16 protein-coding genes are annotated in these 16,699 nt (G+C 62.6%); 14 read left to right on the forward strand and 2 right to left on the reverse strand.

The annotated features are described in order from the left end of the window. Positions 1-2: 2 nt before the first annotated feature. The 5 genes from M5B99_RS11690 (at position 3) to M5B99_RS11710 (ending at position 6,952) form a co-directional block, all read left to right on the forward strand. A complete protein-coding gene (locus M5B99_RS11690) occupies positions 3-1,787 on the forward strand; it encodes a GMC family oxidoreductase (protein ID WP_248804159.1) in 1,785 nt (594 codons plus the stop codon). Between the two features lie 12 nt (positions 1,788-1,799). Next, positions 1,800-3,074, forward strand: a complete 1,275-nt coding sequence (locus M5B99_RS11695) for a cytochrome c (RefSeq protein ID WP_248804160.1) — start codon at positions 1,800-1,802, stop codon at positions 3,072-3,074. A 200-nt stretch (positions 3,075-3,274) separates the two neighbouring features. Further along, a complete protein-coding gene (locus tag M5B99_RS11700) occupies positions 3,275-4,333 on the forward strand; it encodes a PA0069 family radical SAM protein (RefSeq protein ID WP_248804161.1) in 1,059 nt (352 codons plus the stop codon). A 256-nt stretch (positions 4,334-4,589) separates the two neighbouring features. Then, entirely contained in the window at positions 4,590-5,321 is a 732-nt protein-coding gene (locus M5B99_RS11705; RefSeq protein ID WP_248804162.1) for a carbonic anhydrase, read from the forward strand. Between the two features lie 95 nt (positions 5,322-5,416). Beyond that, positions 5,417-6,952, forward strand: a complete 1,536-nt coding sequence (locus M5B99_RS11710) for a SulP family inorganic anion transporter (protein ID WP_248804163.1) — start codon at positions 5,417-5,419, stop codon at positions 6,950-6,952. A 68-nt stretch (positions 6,953-7,020) separates the two neighbouring features. Here M5B99_RS11710 and M5B99_RS11715 read toward each other — a convergent pair whose 3' ends face one another. Then, on the reverse strand, positions 7,021-7,671 hold the full coding sequence (locus M5B99_RS11715; RefSeq protein WP_248804164.1) for a hypothetical protein: 651 nt from the start codon (positions 7,669-7,671) through the stop codon (positions 7,021-7,023). 372 nt (positions 7,672-8,043) lie between these two features. Here M5B99_RS11715 and coxB point away from each other — a divergent pair, with 372 nt between their 5' ends. From coxB to M5B99_RS11735, 4 genes are all read left to right on the forward strand, one after another. Beyond that, the gene (coxB, locus tag M5B99_RS11720; RefSeq protein ID WP_248804165.1) at positions 8,044-9,174 is read left to right on the forward strand and encodes a cytochrome c oxidase subunit II; all 1,131 of its coding nucleotides are present in this window, start codon (positions 8,044-8,046) and stop codon (positions 9,172-9,174) included. An 82-nt stretch (positions 9,175-9,256) separates the two neighbouring features. Beyond that, positions 9,257-10,855, forward strand: coding sequence for a cytochrome c oxidase subunit I (ctaD, locus tag M5B99_RS11725; RefSeq protein ID WP_248804166.1), 1,599 nt, complete (start codon positions 9,257-9,259; stop codon positions 10,853-10,855). A gap of 3 nt (positions 10,856-10,858) precedes the next feature. Beyond that, positions 10,859-11,407 carry a cytochrome c oxidase assembly protein gene (locus M5B99_RS11730; RefSeq protein ID WP_248804167.1) on the forward strand — a complete coding sequence of 183 codons (549 nt, stop codon included), beginning with the start codon at positions 10,859-10,861 and terminating at the stop codon, positions 11,405-11,407. Between the two features lie 33 nt (positions 11,408-11,440). Next, on the forward strand, positions 11,441-12,331 hold the full coding sequence (locus M5B99_RS11735) for a cytochrome c oxidase subunit 3 (protein ID WP_248804168.1): 891 nt from the start codon (positions 11,441-11,443) through the stop codon (positions 12,329-12,331). Between the two features lie 20 nt (positions 12,332-12,351). Here M5B99_RS11735 and M5B99_RS11740 read toward each other — a convergent pair whose 3' ends face one another. Next, entirely contained in the window at positions 12,352-12,555 is a 204-nt protein-coding gene (locus M5B99_RS11740; RefSeq protein WP_248799735.1) for a twin transmembrane helix small protein, read from the reverse strand. Between the two features lie 71 nt (positions 12,556-12,626). Here M5B99_RS11740 and M5B99_RS11745 point away from each other — a divergent pair, with 71 nt between their 5' ends. Genes M5B99_RS11745 through M5B99_RS11765 form a run of 5 tightly spaced genes read left to right on the forward strand, consistent with a single transcriptional unit; the run spans position 12,627 to position 16,541 of the window. Continuing rightward, entirely contained in the window at positions 12,627-13,373 is a 747-nt protein-coding gene (locus tag M5B99_RS11745; protein WP_248804169.1) for an SURF1 family protein, read from the forward strand. Then, positions 13,339-13,932: a hypothetical protein gene (locus M5B99_RS11750; protein WP_248804170.1), complete on the forward strand. Its 594-nt coding sequence runs from the start codon at positions 13,339-13,341 to the stop codon at positions 13,930-13,932. Before M5B99_RS11745 ends, M5B99_RS11750 begins: the two co-directional genes overlap by 35 nt. 10 nt (positions 13,933-13,942) lie before the next feature. Further along, positions 13,943-15,022, forward strand: coding sequence for a COX15/CtaA family protein (locus M5B99_RS11755; protein ID WP_248804171.1), 1,080 nt, complete (start codon positions 13,943-13,945; stop codon positions 15,020-15,022). Further along, complete coding sequence (gene cyoE, locus M5B99_RS11760; protein ID WP_248804172.1) at positions 15,010-15,909, forward strand: heme o synthase; 900 nt, start codon at positions 15,010-15,012, stop codon at positions 15,907-15,909. The genes M5B99_RS11755 and cyoE overlap by 13 nt, the downstream gene beginning before the upstream one ends. Further along, positions 15,906-16,541 carry an SCO family protein gene (locus M5B99_RS11765; RefSeq protein WP_248804173.1) on the forward strand — a complete coding sequence of 212 codons (636 nt, stop codon included), beginning with the start codon at positions 15,906-15,908 and terminating at the stop codon, positions 16,539-16,541. The genes cyoE and M5B99_RS11765 overlap by 4 nt, the downstream gene beginning before the upstream one ends. Positions 16,542-16,699 lie beyond the last annotated feature (158 nt).

Raw genomic sequence — 16,699 nt, forward strand, 5'->3', positions numbered from 1 at the left:
GCATGGCGATTCAAATGAAAAAGGTCGACGCGGTGATCGTTGGTTTCGGCTGGACCGGTGCGATCATGGCCAAGGAGCTGACCGAAGCCGGGCTCAATGTCGTGGCACTGGAGCGGGGTCCGATGCAGGACACCTACCCCGATGGCAATTACCCACAGGTGATCGACGAGCTCACCTACAGCGTGCGCAAGAAACTCTTCCAGGATATCTCCAAGGAAACCGTCACCATTCGCCATAGCGTCAATGACGTCGCCTTGCCGAACCGCCAGCTCGGCGCGTTCCTTCCGGGCAATGGCGTCGGCGGGGCCGGGCTGCACTGGTCGGGCGTGCACTTTCGGGTCGACCCCATCGAGTTGCGCATCCGCAGTCACTACGAAGAGCGTTACGGCAAACACTTCATTCCCAAGGACATGACCATCCAGGACTTCGGCGTCAGCTACGAAGAGCTGGAACCGTTCTTCGACTACGCGGAAAAGGTCTTCGGCACCTCGGGCCAGGCCTGGACCGTCAAGGGCCAGTTGGTCGGCCAGGGCAAGGGCGGCAACCCCTACGCGCCGGATCGCTCCAATCCCTTTCCGCTGGAGTCGCAGAAGAACACCTACTCCGCGCAGCTGTTCCAGAAAGCCGCCAGCGAAGTCGGCTACAAACCCTACAACCTGCCGTCGGCCAATACTTCAGGGCCCTACACCAACCCTTACGGCGCGCAGATGGGGCCGTGCAATTTCTGCGGCTTTTGCAGCGGTTATGTCTGCTACATGTACTCCAAGGCCTCGCCGAACGTGAACATCCTGCCGGCATTGCGCCAGGTGCCAAACTTCGAACTGCGGCCCAATTCCCACGTGCTGCGGGTCAATCTCGACAGCAGCAAAAGCAAGGCCACCGGCGTGACCTACATCGACGCCCAGGGCCGCGAGGTGGAGCAAGAGGCCGACCTGGTGATCCTCGGTGCCTTCCAGTTCCATAACGTGCGGTTGATGCTGCTGTCCGGCATCGGCAAGCCCTACGACCCGCTCACCGGCGAAGGCGTGGTGGGCAAGAACTTCGCCTACCAGAACATGGCCACCATCAAGGCCTTCTTCGACAAGGACGTGTACACCAACAACTTTATCGGCGCCGGCGGCAACGGCGTGGCGATAGATGATTTCAACGGCGACAACTTCGACCACGGGCCCCATGGCTTTGTCGGCGGCTCGCCGATGTGGGTCAACCAGGCCGGTAGCCGGCCGATTGCCGGGACCTCGAACCCGCCCGGTACGCCGGCCTGGGGCAGTGCCTGGAAACGCGCCACGGCGGACTACTACACCCACCAGGTGTCGATGGATGCCCATGGTGCGCACCAGTCCTACCGCGGCAACTACCTGGATCTCGATCCGGTTTACCGCGATGCCTACGGCTTGCCTCTGTTGCGGATGACCTTCGACTGGCAGGAAAACGACATCAAGATGAACCGCTTCATGGTCGGAAAATTGAGCAAGGTCGCCGAAGCGATGAATCCCAAGTCCATTGCCCTGCTGGGCAAGCAGGTCGGTGAGCATTTCAATACCGCGTCCTACCAGACCACCCACCTCAACGGTGGCGCGATCATGGGTACCGACCCGAAGACCAGCGCCCTGAACCGTTACCTGCAATGCTGGGATGTGCACAACGTCTTCGTCCCCGGCGCTTCGGCCTTTCCCCAGGGCCTGGGCTACAACCCCACTGGCCTGGTGGCGGCGCTGACCTACTGGTCGGCCCGGGCGATCCGCGAGCAGTACCTGAAGAACCCCGGCCCACTGGTCCAGGCATAAGGAGCGATGAACATGAAAGCACTGGTTATCGCCACCCTGGCGCTGCTGGGCAATGGCGCGGTCAGCGCCGCAGAGGCCGATCCGTCGGCCCTGATCAAGCAGGGCGAATACCTGGCGCGGGTCGGGGATTGCGTGGCTTGTCACACGGCCAAGGGCGGCCAGCCGTTCGCCGGCGGGCTGCCGATGCAGACACCCATCGGCACGATCTATTCGACCAACATCACCCCGGATAAAAGCGGGATCGGGGCTTACAGTTTCGAGGATTTCGACCAGGCGGTCCGGCATGGTGTGGCCAAGAACGGCAGTACCCTTTACCCGGCGATGCCGTATCCGTCCTACGCACGGGTCAGTGACAGCGACATGCAGGCGCTGTACGCCTACTTCATGAAGGGGGTGGCGCCGGTGGCCCAGGACAACAAGGCCGTCGATATCCCCTGGCCGCTGAGCATGCGCTGGCCGTTGGCGGGTTGGCGCTGGGTGTTTGCGCCCAAGGTCGCCGAATATCAGGCCGGCAGTGGCGCGGACCCCGTGGTGAGCCGCGGCGCCTATCTGGTCGAAGGCCTCGGCCATTGTGGTGCCTGCCATACGCCACGGGCACTGACCATGCAGGAAAAGGCTTTGGGCGCGAATGATGGCAGTGCCTTCCTGGCCGGCAGTGCGCCGCTGGAAGGCTGGATCGCGAAAAGCCTGCGCGGCGACCACAAGGATGGCCTCGGCGGCTGGAGCGAAGCGCAGCTGGTGCAGTTCCTCAAGACCGGTCGCAGTGATCGCAGCGCGGTCTTCGGCGGCATGAGCGATGTGGTGGTGCACAGCATGCAGTACATGAACGACGGTGATCTGACGGCCATTGCCCGCTACCTCAAGAGCTTGCCGCCGGTGGACCCGCAGGATGCACCTCACGCCTATGAGCCGCAGGTCGCACAGGCTCTGTGGAAAGGCGATGATAGCAAGCCGGGGGCGTCGGTCTACATTGACAACTGTGCGGCTTGCCACCGTACCGACGGTCACGGTTATACCCGGGTGTTCCCGGCGTTGGCCGGTAATCCGGTGGTGCAATCGGCGGACCCGACCTCGTTGATCCATCTCGTGCTCGAGGGCGGCAGCCTGCCGGCGACCCATACGGCACCTTCGGCCTTCACCATGCCGGCGTTTGCCTGGCGGTTGTCGGACCAGGAAGTGGCGGATGTGGTCGGTTTCATTCGCGGTAGCTGGGGCAACCGGGGCGGAGCGGTGAAGGCCAGCGATGTGGCGGCGTTGCGCAAGGAGGAGATACCGGCCAAGCCATAAGCTCCCGAGAGCACCACGGACCCCTGTAGGAGCCGGCTTGTCGGCGATGAGACCGCGGAGTCTTGCGGCGTGTTTACGGCCGTCATCGCCGGCAAGCCAGCTCCTGCAAGGTCTGCGTTTGGGGTGTCTCTGCCAGACGGTGCTAGGCAGATCGGCCTGGCTCCATTACTGTATATAAATACAGTAATGGAGCCTTTCCAATGTTCACCCCGCTCCCTCCCCGTGGTCGTGGCACCGCGACCAACCCGCATAACCGCTTCGCGCCCCATCGTTCGGTGGCCGAGGACGACGGCTGGTACCAGGAGGTTCCGCTGACCCGGGGCACCGAGGTGCGCAGCGAGACGGCGAAATCCATCATCACCCGCAACACCTCGCCGGACCTGCCCTTCGATCGCTCCATCAATCCCTATCGCGGCTGCGAGCACGGTTGCATCTATTGCTACGCTCGTCCCAGCCATGCCTACTGGGATATGTCCCCTGGCCTGGACTTCGAAACCAAACTGATCGCCAAGACCAACGCCGCCGCAGTGCTTGAGCAACAATTGTCCAAGCCGGGCTATCGGGTGGCACCGATCAACCTGGGCTCCAATACCGATCCCTACCAGCCGATCGAGCGCGAGCACCAGCTCACCCGGCGAATCCTCGAGGTGTTGCTGCGTTATCGGCATCCGGTGACCATCGTCACCAAGGGCTCGCTGATCCTGCGCGACCTGGATCTGCTGACGGAATTGGCCCGGCAGCGCCTGGTGGCGGTGATGATCAGCCTGACCAGCCTCGACGACGAACTCAAGCGCATCCTCGAACCCCGTGCGGCGGCGCCCAAGGCGCGCTTGCGGGCCATCCGGGTGATGCGTGAGGCGGGTATCCCGGTGGGCGTGCTGTGTTCGCCGATGATTCCGATGATCAACGACAATGAGCTGGAAAGTCTGCTCACCGAGGCCCGCGATGCCGGTGCCCAGAGCGCCGCCTACATGATGCTGCGCCTGCCCCTGGAGGTGGCGCCGCTGTTCGAGGAGTGGCTCGCTGCCCATTACCCGCAACGGGCGGCTCATGTGTTGAGCCTGATTCGCCAGACCCGTGGCGCAGAGCTCTACGACAGCCGGTTCGGTGTGCGGATGCGCGGCGAAGGACCGTTCGCCGACTTGCTGGCGCAACGCTTTGCCAAGGCCATCAAGCGCCTGGGCCTTAACCGCCGTGAAGGCTTCAACCTTGATTGCACGGCGTTCTGTCCCCCCGGAGGGCAGATGTCGTTACTCTGAGCCATGATCCGGACAAAGGTCGCCTGGCGGCGTTCAGGCGGTACCTATACTCTTGGGTAATCCGCGCAAGAAGCTTCTGGAACGTCCGTCCTAGAGCCTCTGATTCAGCTTGAGTTAAGTTTTCACGACTAGGGTGAAGCTGCCTGTTTCGTACGGGTGCGTTCAAGGAATCGGGCGTATTGATCCGATGAGTGCTGGCCGCGAGCGAGCCAAATCAGGAAAATCCCCTTCAATCCGTCAGAAAAGAGGATGAATCATGAGTGACAAGGATAAACAGCCGTCGGCTGCGTCGGCACCAGGGCTCCCCGGGGCCGAAAGTGCCGATGCGGCGCTGCAGCATATCGTCGATGGCTTCCTGCATTTTCATCATGAAGTCTTTCCGCAACAGGAAGAACTGTTCAAGAAACTCGCCACGGCCCAGAACCCACGGGCGATGTTCATTGCCTGCGCCGACTCGCGCATCGTGCCTGAGCTGATTACCCAAAGTTCCCCTGGCGACCTGTTCGTGACCCGCAATGTCGGCAACGTGGTGCCACCCTATGGGCAAATGAACGGTGGCGTCTCGACCGCTATCGAGTACGCGGTGCTGGCCCTGGGCGTGCAGCACATCATCATCTGCGGACATTCGGACTGCGGCGCCATGCGTGCGGTGCTCAATCCCGACAGCCTGGAAAAGATGCCCACGGTCAAAGCCTGGCTGCGCCATGCGGAAGTGGCGAAGACCATGGTCCATGAGAACTGCGACTGCGCCAACGAAGGCGAAAGCATGCAGGTGCTGACCGAAGAAAACGTCATCGCTCAGTTGCAGCATTTGCGCACACATCCTTCGGTGGCCTCGCGCATGGCCAACGGTCATCTGTTTATCCATGGCTGGGTCTACAACATCGAAACCAGTGAAATCAAAGCGTATGACGCCGATCGAGCCTGCTTCCTGCCCCTCGATGGCACTCATCCGATCCCGAGTGCGACGCCCAAAGCCCGCTTCTAGCGCCTGAAGCTTCCTCCATCCATTGGGTTCAGCCACGACCGGCGTCAGAGCGGTCGAGCTTTGCCATGCCTGCAGAAATCCTCAGGAGATTGATCATGCGTGCAGCACAACTGAAAGCGGTTTTGCCACGGGAGCTGCTGGCTTCCGTGGTGGTATTCCTGGTCGCCCTGCCGCTGTGCATGGGAATCGCCATCGCCTCCGGCATGCCGCCGGCCAAGGGGTTGATCACCGGTATCATCGGTGGGTTGGTGGTGGGCTGGCTGGCCGGTTCGCCGTTGCAGGTCAGCGGTCCGGCCGCAGGCCTTGCGGTGCTGGTATTTGAACTGGTACGCCAGCACGGCATGGCCATGCTCGGGCCGATCCTGTTGCTGGCGGGCCTGCTGCAATTGCTCGCCGGGCGCTTGCGCCTGGGCTGCTGGTTCCGGGTAACCGCACCGGCGGTGGTCTACGGGATGCTCGCCGGTATCGGCGTGCTGATCGTGCTGTCCCAGGTCCATGTGATGCTCGATGGCTCGCCCCTGCCCTCGGGGCTGGGCAACCTGCTGGGTTTTCCCGCCGCCCTGGGTCAGGCGTTTTCCGGCGCAGGCAGCGGCTGGCAGGCTGGTGCGCTGGGTCTGGGGACGATTCTGGTGATGTGGGTATGGGACAAGCGCAAACCCCATGCCCTGCGCTTTGTCCCGGGTGCGCTGCTTGGCGTGGGTCTGGCGACCCTGGCGAGCCTGCTGCTGGCACTGTCGGTCAAGCGCGTGGAAGTCCCGGCCAACCTGACCGAGGCCATCGACTGGCTGCGGCCCGCCGACCTGCTCAACCTGGCCGATCCCAACCTGCTGATCGCGGCCTTTGCCGTGGCCTTTATCGCCAGCGCCGAAACCCTGCTCTCGGCCGCCGCCGTGGACCGCATGCACGACGGCCAGCGTTCGGACTTCGACCGCGAACTGTCGGCGCAGGGGGTGGGCAATATGCTCTGCGGGTTGCTCGGGGCCTTGCCCATGACCGGGGTGATCGTGCGCAGCTCGGCGAATGTCCAGGCCGGCGCCCGGACCCGCCTGTCGGCCATGTTCCATGGCTTATGGCTACTGGCTTTCGTACTGCTGCTGTCGAGCGTGCTGCAAAGCATTCCGGTGGCGAGCCTGGCGGGTGTGCTGGTGTATACGGGGATCAAGCTGGTGGATCTCAAGGCCTTTCGTGGCCTGGGGCGCTACGGGCGCATGCCGATGCTGACCTATGCGGCCACGGCCTTGGCGATTGTCTGCACTAACCTGTTGACGGGGGTGTTGCTCGGTTTCGGCCTGACCCTGGCGAAGCTGGCCTGGAAAGCCTCGCGTCTGAAGATCAGCCTGGTGGACTTGCCCGCCGAGGGTGAGATGGAGCTGCGGCTGCTGGGGGCTGCGACGTTTCTCAAGGTGCCGGCGCTGACCCGGGTGCTGTCGACGGTTCCGACGGGCACGGTGGTCCATGTGCCGCTGGGCAACCTGAGCTATATCGACCACTCCTGCCTGGAGTTGCTGGAGGAATGGGACCGGGCCAACAAGGCCAAGGGCTCGCGATTGGTGATCGAGTCCCATGGCCTGAAACGGCGCCTGGAAGGGCGGCTGCGGACCACTACGGGTATTGGCTCCGCCGCAGCCTGATGCTGGTCTGGAAAACGCCACAAAACCTGTAGGAGCCGAGCTTGCTCGCGATCAACTGCGCCGTGGGTTCAAGCGCCTGGCTGCTCCAGCTCCAACCCCACGCCCAATTGGCGCGACAGACACGGCCAACGTTTCCATGCCGCCTCGGTGTCCGCGCTGTACAGGCGTTCGCGGTAGGCTTCCACCGACTCCAGGGCAAAGCTCTCTTCGTTGAGCATTTCATCGACCGCGTGATGCACCGCTTCATCCAGCTGGTTGGCGAACGTCTCGCCGATCAACTGGTGGGCGATCAGGTTGGCCACGGTAATGTCCGACGGAATCAGCGGCTGACCGAAATGCTTGATGTACAGGTCATTGACCTCCTCCACCAGGCGGTGCGCCAGATAGGCCTCATCCAGCAGGCCGTCGAGCCCGACATGTCCTTCCAGAATCGCCGGGGGTTGCAGGAAAAACTGCTCGGCGATAGTCAGCACCGGCGTGATCTGCGACTCGATGCCGGCTTCGCGTGCCACCTCGTTGGCGGCATCCAGCAAGTCGGGAACCAGGTCGATGTAAGCTTTGACAAACCGCGTCAGCACGCCTTTGGCGTCAACATCCGGCAGTTGAATAGCGGGGTGAAGGTGCGGCAATTGAACTTCAAGTTGACGAGTCAACTGGCCGGTACCGGTCTCGTGTTGATGGGCACGTTGAATCTGCTCGCGCAATGCGGCGGTGTTCATGAAAACTCCAGGGGGGACGACAAAGGGAAAATAGGGAGAGTACAAAGTAGCTGGGTTATAAAAGAAGCTCAGACGCATTTGTAATAATTATTTCATGCTTATATGCATGGGTTATATCTGTTTGCCATCATTTCTGCTCTGCCGCAGGTAATCCAAGGCCTCCAGCCCGATACCAAGTTGCGCTTCAGTTCATTTCCCAGAACGCATGGCGCTGTCCCGGTCGCTGTCTATACTCGATTTTGTATGGAGTTAGCTGATGACGCCCGGCTGCTGTTGCAGGCGAGGCCGAATGGTCCGCTTACGTAGTACGACCATTCCCTTGGCCGCAGGTGAAAGCCGGCGGGATAACAAGAACGATAAGGGGAACCCGCAATGATGCGACATCCACGAGCCTGGATGGGCCTCCTGTTGTGGTCGATATTCAGTCAGGCGCACGCCGCCTGGACCGTGAATATGACGCCTGGAGCGACGGAAGTCAGTCACGAGATCTTTGATCTGCACATGACCATTTTCTGGATCTGTGTGGTGATCGGTATCATCGTGTTCGGTGCGATGTTCTGGTCGATGATCATGCACCGGCGCTCCACTGGCCAGGTGGCGGCCAAGTTCCATGAAAGCACTACCGTGGAGGTCCTCTGGACCATCGTGCCTTTGCTGATCCTGGTGGTGATGGCGATTCCCGCGACCGCCACGTTGATCAAGATGTACGACACCAGCGAGTCGGACGTCGATATCCAGATCACCGGCTATCAGTGGAAATGGCACTACAAATACCTGGGCCAGGATGTCGAGTTCTTCAGCAACCTGTCCACGCCCGCCGAACAGATGCACAACCAGGCGCCCAAGGGCGAAAACTACCTGCTGGAAGTTGACCAGCCGCTGGTTTTGCCGGTCGGTGCCAAGGTCCGTTTCCTGGTGACCTCCGCCGACGTGATCCACTCCTGGTGGGTGCCGGCCTTGGCGGTCAAGCGCGATGCGATCCCGGGGTTCTTCAACGAAGCCTGGACCCGGGTCGACAAGCCCGGCATCTACCGTGGGCAATGTTCCGAACTGTGCGGCAAGGACCACGGTTTCATGCCGGTGGTGGTCGATGTCCGCACCAAGGCCGACTACGACAGCTGGCTGGCCGATCGCAAGGCCGAGTCCGCCAAGCTCAAGGAACTGACCAGCAAGGAGTGGACCCTCGACGAGCTCAAGGAGCGCGGCGACAAGGTCTACCACACCACCTGCGTGGCCTGTCACCAGGCCGAGGGCCAGGGCCTGCCGCCGATGTTCCCGTCACTCAAGGGCTCGAAAATCGCCACCGGTCCCAAGGAGGACCACCTGCACCGGGTGTTCTTCGGCAAGCCGGGCACGGCCATGGCGGCCTTCGGCAAACAATTGTCGGAAGTCGATATCGCCGCCGTCGTGACCTACGAGCGTAATGCCTGGGGCAACAACAAGGGCGACATGGTCACGCCCAAGGAAGTCCTGGCGCTGAAACAGGCGGAGGGCAGCAAATGAACAGCTCCGTTGCGTGTTCGCTGAACCGGTCGGAGCCGAGGCTCCCGGGCCAAGCCGTTCCCCCGTTTGCAGGAGACAGGACATGAGTGCAGTGATCGATGACCATGGCCATGGCGGCCACGATGAGCACGCCGCCCACGGTCCCGCCAAGGGCCTGATGCGCTGGGTGTTGACCACCAACCACAAGGATATCGGCACGCTGTACCTGTGGTTCAGCTTTGCCATGTTCCTGCTCGGCGGCTCTTTCGCCATGGTGATCCGCGCCGAGCTGTTCCAGCCGGGGCTGCATATTGTCGAACCGGCGTTCTTCAATCAGATGACCACCATGCACGGTCTGGTGATGGTCTTCGGCGCGGTGATGCCGGCCTTCGTCGGCCTGGCCAACTGGATGATCCCGCTGATGATCGGCGCGCCGGACATGGCCTTGCCGCGGATGAACAACTTCAGCTTCTGGCTGTTGCCGGCGGCCTTCTCGCTGATGGTCTCGACCCTGTTCATGCCCGGCGGCGGGCCGAACTTCGGCTGGACCTTCTATGCACCGCTGTCGACCACCTACGCGCCCGAGAGCGTGACCTTCTTTATCTTCGCCATCCACATGATGGGCATCAGTTCGATCATGGGCGCGATCAACGTGATCTCGACCATTCTCAACCTGCGTGCGCCGGGCATGACCCTGATGAAGATGCCGCTGTTCGTCTGGACCTGGCTGATCACCGCGTTCCTGCTGATCGCCGTGATGCCGGTGCTGGCGGGCGTTGTAACCATGATGCTGATGGACATCCATTTCGGCACCAGCTTCTTCAGCGCCGCCGGGGGCGGCGACCCGGTGCTGTTCCAGCACGTGTTCTGGTTCTTCGGCCATCCCGAGGTGTACATCATGATCCTGCCGGCGTTCGGCGCGATCAGTGCGATCATCCCGGCGTTTTCCCGCAAGCCGCTGTTCGGCTACACCTCGATGGTCTACGCCACGGCGAGCATCGCCTTCCTCTCGTTCATCGTCTGGGGCCACCACATGTTCGTGGTCGGCATTCCCCTGGTCGGTGAACTGTTCTACATGTACGCAACCATGCTGATTGCGGTGCCGACCGGGGTGAAGGTGTTCAACTGGGTCAGCACCATGTGGCAAGGCTCGCTGACCTTCGAGACGCCCATGTTGTTTGCGGTGGCCTTCGTCATCCTGTTCAGCATCGGTGGCTTCTCCGGACTGATGCTGGCGATGGCGCCGGCGGACTTCCAGTACCACGGCACCTATTTCGTGGTGGCGCATTTCCACTATGTGCTGGTGCCGGGGGCGATCTTCGGGATCTTCGCTTCCACCTACTACTGGCTGCCGAAGTGGACCGGGCACATGTACGACGAAACCCTCGGCAAGCTGCACTTCTGGCTGTCGTTCGTCGGCATGAACCTGACCTTCTTCCCGATGCACTTCGTCGGCCTTGCGGGTATGCCGCGGCGGGTGCCGGACTACAACTTGCAGTTCGCCAACTTCAACATGGTCTCGTCGATCGGCGGCTTTATGTTCGGGGCCACCCAACTGCTGTTCCTGTTCATCGTCATCAAGTGCATCCGCAGCGGCCCGCCGGCCCCGGCCAAACCCTGGGATGGCGCGGAAGGCCTGGAGTGGAGCATTCCTTCACCGGCGCCGTACCACACCTTCACCACGCCGCCGGAAGTGAAATAAGCCATGGCCGACTCGATCTCGCTCAAGCGCCTGGTCACACGCCTGTTGTTGGTGGTGGTAGCGATGTTCGCCTTCGGTTTTGCCCTGGTGCCGCTCTACGACGTGATGTGCAAGGCCTTCGGGATCAACGGCAAGACCGCCGGACAGTATGAAGGCGAGCAGGTGGTCGACCTGTCGCGCAAGATCGACGTGCAGTTCCTCTCGACCAATGCCGTCGACATGGTCTGGGAGTTCTATCCCAAGGCCGACCAGTTGAGCGTTCACCCCGGTGCCGTCAACGAGATGCTCTTCGTGGCCTACAACCCCACCGATCATGTGATGAAGGCCCAGGCCATCCCGAGCATCGCCCCGGCGAATGCGGCGGTGTACTTCCACAAGACCGAATGCTTCTGCTTCACCCAGCAGACCCTGCAGCCCGGGCAGCGCATCGAGATGCCGGTACGTTTCATCGTTGACCGCGACATGCCCAGGGATGTGAAGCAACTGACGCTGGGCTACACGCTGTTCGACATCACCGCCCGCAACCCGCCTGTAGCGGGTACGGGCGGCTAGGACATTTGGCGTGCCCGATAAGGAGAACAATAAATGGCGATTCATGAGCACTATTACGTACCGGCCCAGAGCAAGTGGCCGATCATTGCCACGTTGGGCATGCTGACCACGATGTTCGGCCTGGGTACCTGGTTCAACGACCTGAAGGCGGCGCGTCCGGATTCCCACGGCCCGCTGATCTTCTTCGTCGGCGGACTGCTGCTGGCCTATATGCTCTTCGGCTGGTTCGGCACGGTGATCAAGGAAAGCCGCGCCGGGCTCTACAGCGCCCAGATGGACCGTTCGTTCCGCTGGGGCATGAGCTGGTTCATCTTTTCCGAGGTGATGTTCTTCATCGCCTTCTTCGGCGCGCTGTTCTACGTACGCAATCTGTCGGTGCCGTGGCTGGCGGGTGACGGTGGCGCGAAAGGGATCGCCCACCTGCTGTGGCCGAACTTCCAGAACGCCTGGCCATTGCTGCACAACCCCGATCCGAAGCTCTTTCCGGGTCCGAAGGAAACCATCAGTCCCTGGGGCTTGCCGCTGCTCAACACCGTGTTGCTGGTCAGTTCCAGCGTCACCGTGACCATTGCCCACCATGCCCTGAAGAACGGCCATCGCGGCGCGCTGAAGATCTGGCTGGCGATCACCGTGCTGCTGGGGATCGCGTTCCTGACCTTCCAGGCCAAGGAATACATGCATGCCTATCATGAGCTGGGGTTGACCCTGGGCTCGGGCATCTACGGCGCGACCTTCTTCATGCTCACCGGTTTTCACGGTGCCCATGTGACCATCGGCACCCTGATCCTGTTCGTGATGCTGATGCGGGTCATGCGCGGGCACTTCAATGCCGAGCATCAATTCGGTTTTGAAGCGGCCAGCTGGTACTGGCACTTCGTCGACGTGGTCTGGATCGGCCTGTTCGTGTTCGTCTATGTGCTTTGAGCCTTGCCGGGCCCTGGTTCTTACCAGGGCGCCGAGGACACCAGTTGGCCGCTGAAGAAGCCCCAACTGATCAAGGCCAGGGTGATCACGGCCAGCCCCACCCGGACGGTGAGGGCATGGACCAGGCGCTTGGAGTGCGCGTCGTCCTTCACCAGGAAGAACAGGCCGCTGAACAGGCTGGCCACCGTGGCCAACAGCATCAGGACAATCGCCGCTTTCAACATGGTGAGACTCCGGGGGAGATGCGCATGCAATTGAGTATAGCGAGTCGAATAACGGTCGCGGGGGTGCGGCCATGAGGCGCTTCCAGCCTGGCATCGCGCCGACGCTGGTGGTGCTCGTGCTGCTGCCGTTGCTGGTCTGCCTGGGCTTCTGGCAGCTGAGTCGCAGCGAGCAGAAACGCGTGCTGCTGGAAAACCACGCCCAGCGCCGCACTTCCGAACCGGTGGCCGTCGACCAGTTGAAAGCCCTGCCCGATCCGGCCTTCCGGCGGGTACGGCTGAGCGGGCAGTTCGATGCCGAACACAGCTACCTGCTGGATAACCGTATGCGTGACGACCGGGTCGGGGTGGAGTTGTTGCAGCCGTTCCACGATGAGGCCAGCGGCCTGTGGTTGCTGGTCAACCGCGGCTGGTTGCCCTGGCCGGATCGGCGCACGCCGCCGGTGTTCGGCACCCCCACGCAACGGCTGGAGATCGGTGCCTGGGTGTATGTCTCGCCCGGCGCGACTTTCCAATTGGGCGCCGACCCGGCCAATGCGAACTGGCCACGGCTGGTGACCGCGATCGACCCGGGCAAGCTCTGGGCCGAACTGGGACGCAGCGGTTTCAACTACGAGCTGCGTCAGGAGTCCGGTCCGGCGGCCTACGAGGCCGGCTGGCCGGTGGTCTCCGAAGGCATGGGGCCGGAAAAACATGTGGCCTATGCCGTGCAGTGGTTCGCCATGGCACTGGCGCTGTTCGGTCTTTATCTCTACCTCGGATGGCATAACGCAAGGGAGAAACACCATGGGAGCGGCCATGAATCCACTGAACACAGCTGAAGCCCCGACCCCGCCACGGCGCGGCCGCGGTCGCTGGCAACTGATCCTGATCCTGCTGGTGGTGATCGGCCCGATGATCCTGGCCACCGGGATGTACAAGTTGCAGTTCTGGGTGCCGGAGAGCCGCAGCTATCACGGCGAGTTGATCGGCAATGGGGAAAGCCGTGCCGATCTCGGCGTGCAGGCTGACGAACAGCACTGGCAGATGCTGGTGACGGCGCCGCAGGACTGTACGGCGGACTGCCAGCAACTGGTCTACCTGGCGCGGCAGGTCCAGATCGCCCTCGGCCGCGACGCTTCCCGGGCCAGGCATGCCCTGGCGACGGCGCAGCCCCTGGAGATCAGCTATGACGCCAAGCTCAAGCGCGAATACCCGCAGTTGCAACGCTACCCGCTGGATCTCGCGGCCTACAACCGGCAGGCCAAGGGCAACGGCGCGGCGCAACTGTGGATCGTCGACCCCCACGGCAACCTGGTGCTGCGCTACGACGCCGGGGTCAAGGGCAACGACCTGCTCAACGACCTGGTGCAACTGCTGAAACTGTCGAATATCGGATGAGGGCATCGTCATGGCCAAACCTGGATTTCGCCTCGCGTTGTTCGCCACGCTGCTGGCGCTGATTGTCGTCCTGCTGGGCGCCTACACCCGCCTGACCCACGCCGGCCTGGGCTGCCCCGACTGGCCGGGCTGCTACGGCTTTATCAGCGTGCCCAAGGGCGAAGTCCAGCTAGCCCATGCCGAACTGCGTTTTCCCGATGCCCCGGTGGAAGCCCACAAGAGCTGGAACGAAATGGTCCATCGCTACTTTGCCGGGACCCTGGGGCTGCTGATCGTGCTGCTGGCCGCGCGCTCCTGGCATGAGCGTCGGCGTGATGGACAACCGCTGAAGTTGCCGCTGTTCCTGCTGGGCGTGGTGTTCGCCCAGGCGGCCTTCGGCATGTGGACGGTGACCCTCAAGCTCTGGCCCCAGGTGGTCACGGCGCATCTGCTCGGCGGCTTTGCCACCTTGAGCCTGCTGTTCCTGCTGACCTTGCGCCTGTCCGGCGTGCTGCCGGCGCTGGCGGTGCCACGGCGGTTGCAGCGCTGGGCCACGGCCGGGTTGCTGCTGGTGATTTTGCAGATCGCCCTCGGCGGTTGGGTCAGTTCCAATTATGCGGCGGTGGCCTGTATCGACCTGCCGACCTGCCATGGGCAATGGTGGCCGAACGCGGACTTCGCCAACGGTTTTCACCTGACCCAGCATATCGGCCCCAACTACCTGGGCGGCCAGCTCGACAGCGATGCGCGCACGGCGATCCACCTGACCCACCGCGTCGGCGCCCTGCTGGTGACCCTGGTGTTGCTGGGCCTGGCCTGGCAACTGCGGGCGGTGGGCATGACCCGGCTCGCCGGGCTGCTGTTGCTGGCGCTGGCGGCGCAGATCAGCCTGGGCCTGAGCAATGTCTACTTTCATCTGCCGCTGCCGGTGGCGGTGGCGCACAATGCCGGCGGCGCGGCGTTGTTGCTGACGTTGGTGTTGGTCAATTACCACGCGCGCACCGCGCTGGTCCGGGTGCGCGCGCAAGCGCCGGCACGCTGGCGTCTGAGTCCGATCAAAGCGGTCCATGCGCCCATCACGATCAAGGGAGAAATGCCGTGGCGACTGTAATCGGTGAGCGTCAGGCCCAGGCCCTGTGGCGCGACTACCTGGAACTGACCAAACCCAAGGTGGTGGTGCTGATGCTGATCACCTCGCTGGTGGGCATGTTTCTCGCAACCCGTGCCGGCGTACCCTGGACCGTGCTGGTGTTCGGCAACCTGGGCATCGGCCTGTGTGCCGGCGGCGCGGCGGTGGTCAACCATGTGGTGGATCGGCGCATCGATGCGCTGATGGCCCGCACCCACAAACGACCGCTGGCCCAGGGCCGGGTATCGCCGACGGCGGCGTTGAGCTTCGCCCTGCTCCTCGCCGTGCTCGGGCAGGCCTTGTTGCTGAGTTTCACCAACCCGCTGACGGCCTGGCTGACCCTGGCGTCCTTGCTCGGTTATGCGGTGATCTACACCGGCTTTCTCAAGCGTGCCACGCCGCAGAACATCGTCATCGGCGGCTTGGCCGGGGCGGCGCCACCGTTGCTCGGCTGGGTCGCGGCCACCGGCCATGTCAGCGCCGAACCGCTGTTGCTGGTACTGATCATTTTCGCCTGGACCCCGCCGCACTTCTGGGCCCTGGCCATCCACCGCAAGGAAGAGTACGCCAAGGCGGATATCCCGATGCTGCCGGTGACCCATGGCGAGCATTACACCAAGGTGCATATCCTGCTTTACACCTTTGTCCTGCTGGCGGTCAGCCTGCTGCCGTTCGTGATCCATATGAGCGGCCTGCTCTACCTGGTCTGCGCCACGCTGCTGGGGGCACGCTTCCTGCGCTGGGCGTGGGTGCTGTACCGTGGCAGTCAGCCGCATGCGGCGATCAACACCTTCAAGTACTCTATCTACTACTTGTTCCTGCTGTTTATCGCGCTGCTTGTCGATCACTATCTATTGTTGAATCTATGACTCGAGTTCAGAAAACCGTTTTTATTCTCGTCGCCGTGGTGGCCCTGGTCCTGGGCCTGACGGTCAACAAGGTGATCCATAACCAGCGCCAGGGCGAGCCCACGGCGATGATCGATGCCGGGATCATCCTGCTGCCCCAGAGCCGTTCGCTGCCCGGGGTGAAGATGACCGACCAGAACGGCCAGCCGGTGCAGGTCGACGAGCTCAAGGGCAAATGGAGCCTGCTGTTCTTCGGCTACACCTTCTGCCCGGACATCTGCCCGACTACCCTGGCCCAGCTGCGCCAGATCAAGAGCGAGTTGCCCAAGGACGTGGTGGGGCAGTTGCAGGTGATCCTGGTCAGCGTCGACCCGAACCGCGATACACCGCAACAGCTCAAGCAGTACCTGGGTTACTTCGATCCGGATTTCCAGGGGCTGACGGCGGGTTCGATCGACGACCTGCAGAAGGTCGCCAATGCGCTGAGCATTCCGTTTATTCCGGCGGACACCAGCAAGCCCAACTACACCGTCGACCATAGCGGCAACCTGGCGATCGTCGGGCCGGACGGTACCCAGCGCGGTTTTATTCGCGCGCCGTTGAACAACCAGAAGCTGGTGGCGCAGTTGCCGGATTTGCTCAAGCGCAAATAACCGGCTTTTGTGGCGAGCGGGCTTGTCGGAACGCCGCACCGCCGCGCTCGGCTGTGCAGCAGTCGCAAAACCGGCTACCTCGATTTACCTGGTGCACTGGATTCGCCGGTTTCAGGGCCGCTTCGCGGCCCAGCGCGGGCAAGCCCGCTCGCCACAAG

Origin of the sequence: Pseudomonas sp. MWU13-2100, from assembly GCF_023242365.1 — a bacterium.
In the GTDB taxonomy this organism is placed as follows: Bacteria; Pseudomonadota; Gammaproteobacteria; order Pseudomonadales; family Pseudomonadaceae; genus Aquipseudomonas.